The sequence below is a fragment of the Defluviitalea phaphyphila genome (assembly GCF_001466305.1).
Taxonomy (GTDB): domain Bacteria; phylum Bacillota; class Clostridia; order Lachnospirales; family Defluviitaleaceae; genus Defluviitalea_A; species Defluviitalea_A phaphyphila.
Map to the genome: position 1 here is coordinate 1 of NZ_JWID01000048.1, position 2,987 is coordinate 2,987.

General features: G+C 28.1%; 4 protein-coding genes. All 4 read left to right on the forward strand.

Features of this window, described 5'->3' with window-relative positions; all coding sequences use genetic code 11:
* The first annotated feature begins 732 nt into the window (after positions 1-732).
* Positions 733-885, forward strand: a complete 153-nt coding sequence (locus OM90_RS12885) for a hypothetical protein (protein WP_160323674.1) — start codon at positions 733-735, stop codon at positions 883-885.
* A gap of 17 nt (positions 886-902) precedes the next feature.
* Positions 903-1,217, forward strand: coding sequence for a hypothetical protein (locus OM90_RS11920; RefSeq protein ID WP_058487082.1), 315 nt, complete (start codon positions 903-905; stop codon positions 1,215-1,217).
* Positions 1,218-1,680: 463 nt separating this feature from the next.
* Positions 1,681-1,833 carry a hypothetical protein gene (locus OM90_RS12890; protein ID WP_160323675.1) on the forward strand — a complete coding sequence of 51 codons (153 nt, stop codon included), beginning with the start codon at positions 1,681-1,683 and terminating at the stop codon, positions 1,831-1,833.
* 688 nt (positions 1,834-2,521) lie between these two features.
* A partial coding sequence (locus tag OM90_RS11925) for a hypothetical protein (protein ID WP_160323676.1) occupies positions 2,522-2,987 on the forward strand: 466 nt, incomplete at its 3' end.

The window sequence follows — 2,987 nt, forward strand, 5'->3', positions numbered from 1 at the left end:
AAGATGTAGATCTAGAAAATATAGATTTAGAATTATATTAGAAGTAAAAAAGAAACAAAATAAGAATAAAAGAAGTACATAAAATCTGCAATAAAACTCCTTTCTGTCAGTAACTTAAACAAAAGTCAGAAAGGAGTTTTTATTAAAATATTAAAATTTCCTTTAAAGACTAAATAAGGTAAAATAATAATAGGAGTAAAATCTGTTAAAAAAGGTGCATTAAAAAACATAAAAAGTTTACCTAAAAAGGACTAGAACTAAGAGATTCTGCAGTAGAACATATAAGAAAAAAGAGCAAGTTAAAAACCAAAATATTTAAAAATACCATTAAAAAGAAGATAGCAGACGGATTAAAACACGTAGATGAAGGAATAAAAATAGCCCTTAAAAAGGATTGGAACAGTATCTAATCTTCCAGGGAATACATCGGAGAAGTGGTTAGAGTTATATGATAATGACAGAACTAAAATAGTTGAATTCATTGAAAAGAATGGCAGGAATATATCAGATGATGCTGTAGAGGGGACGGGTAAAGCTTTAACTGACAGTGCAAAAAAATCCTTAGGAAAAATTGACATAGCCAATTTTGAAATTAAGAGTAAGCATTTAGATATCCCAAATAACACTTCTACATGGAATAAATTTAATGTAGATACTGTTGAAAAAGCAAATTCCCTTGTTGATACTATTCTAAATAATGTCAAGAATGATAGTAGTTTAATAAAACATGTAATGGACAATGGATTAGGTTCTAATGGACAACAGTCTTTCAAGGTATGGATAGATGCAGGCAAGGTAATAGAAACAAAAGGTGAAACTGCTATTAGAATAGTCTATGATGAGCTAGGAAATATTTGGACAGTGTTTCCTGATAAATTACCATAAAAAGGAGGAATAAGAGAATGAAAAAAGTTTTTGACAAGCATGAGTTTATAAAAAAGAATAATGAGTTTCTATATCATCTTTTAGAAGACTTCATAAAAACAGAAGTAACAGAAGAGACATTTTGGATAATTTATAATTTTCTTAAGTTAAACAACTTTAAAAGTGGAGAGTTTGAGGGGAATCAATACCTAATTCAAAAGAAAAATACAGAAGAAGTTTTAATAATAGACATTGTTAGTGAAGAGTTTAAAAGTGATTTTTCTCAGACTAGATTTGCTATTGGTGTTGATGAACTTATGCAACTCATGGAGGAACTAAGACCTAGTAGATGATTAAGAACTATTTTCTCTTTGTCCTATTAAAAGCATAAGAATTTCAGGAAAGTGATGGAATTGACAAGGTAAGTCGTTCCATCACTTTTTCTTTTGGTGGGGCTACCCAGTGCTGAATAAACCAACTTTACCACTAAGAATAAAAGTAACTCTATTAATACCAATATAATAATTTTATGAAATCAGATGTGCGTACACTTAAAAAATATCATACCTTATAACGGTAAGCCGATATATGATGGTTGCTAAAATCCTCAGTTACCACCATTTTCTAAAGATTCTTTTTTACCTTTGTTTGCCCAAGCCTTTAAGTATAAGTTTTTCACTAGCTTTTAAAATTTTTTCAGTTACCACCGCAACAAAACGAATACATACTCCGACTTAGATAGTAATAGGTGGGACAATGATAGCTGTTCTCCACCAATATTACAACAAGACTTATCAATGACGGGGAGGAGTTCACATGAGAGACAATGATGAGATTTCAATGGAAAAAGCGTGGGAGTATATGATAACAATGGGAGAGGAATTTAAAAGCAATCATATACTTTATATGCCAATACCACAGAAAATATCCAGATGTTTAAATCTAGGCAGTATATTAATGCTAAAATAATAATAAACAAGATTGCAAATATAAAACTTAACAAAATCGTTAATAAAATATTATAATTACTTCTGAAAATATATAAGGAGGTAATTATAATGATAGAAATAATAAAAACTGAATTAAATATTTTGAGGTGTTTAAAGATGTGTTAAGGGAAAGTAGAGTCTGCTAATAGATTTATAAGTAGATTAATTCCTTATAATGGAGAGTTTGAAACAGAAGAAGAATTAATTAAAATAATCAATAAATTAAGTGATGATGTAAATAATGAAATAAATAAAACTACAAAAGTAAGACCTATAATGCTTATCAAAAAAGAGGTTCTATAATAAATGTTGGGGTGCATAATTAAAATTATGACTCTTTGTCAATAGTTGGGGTGGGATTATTTTAAATACCGCTCCATTATTGATTTTAAGCTTATTTTAATGTAGAAATCATATTACGCAATCTTCTAAAGTTTTTTAATCTAAAAGATATACGTTTTAAAATCTTTGGTTTATTTCTTAAAAATAGAAAAAAGTAAAGAAACTAATGCAACAAGAACGGATTACCGTTATATAAATCAGAAGGTGCTACTATAGAATTATGGGAAAGGTGGTTTAATAAATGAAGTATGGGGAAAATAGCTTATTAGTTGAAGAAGTAATAAAAGNGGTGCTACTATAGAATTATGGGAAAGGTGGTTTAATAAATGAAGTATGGGGAAAATAGCTTATTAGTTGAAGAAGTAATAAAAGAAGTGGGTAATATAAAATTATTTAAAAAAAGTGATAAATTACTAACTGATGTTATAATTATAAATGATTTTGAAAAAGCTCAATATCTTGCATTTGAATGTGATGATTATGAAATGAACAATGAAAAAGGATATACATGGAAAGATATAACAGAATTAGTAATGAGTAAAGTTTATGGTATAGCTTATCAAAATCCTGATTATAAAAATTTTATGAAAACTTTGCATTCGATAAATGGATTAATTAAAAAAAATTTACATATTTTAAAAGAATACGAAATAGTCTGGGAGGAAGTATATTGTGATTTGATAGATTGTGCAAGGACAAGAGCCATACAAGGTAAAACAAATAAATTTTTTGAAAAAATTTTTGAAGTTTATAAAGCTGGAGGATGGCCATGTGGATGGGATGGAAATTATC

Bases quoted from the DNA above. Each gene is read 5' to 3' on its own strand.
- OM90_RS12890 (WP_160323675.1), top strand. From the start codon at position 1,681: ATGAGAGACAATGATGAGATTTCAATGGAAAAAGCGTGGGAGTATATG.
- OM90_RS11920 (WP_058487082.1), top strand. From the start codon at position 903: ATGAAAAAAGTTTTTGACAAGCATGAGTTTATAAAAAAGAATAATGAG.
- OM90_RS12885 (WP_160323674.1), top strand. From the start codon at position 733: ATGGACAATGGATTAGGTTCTAATGGACAACAGTCTTTCAAGGTATGG.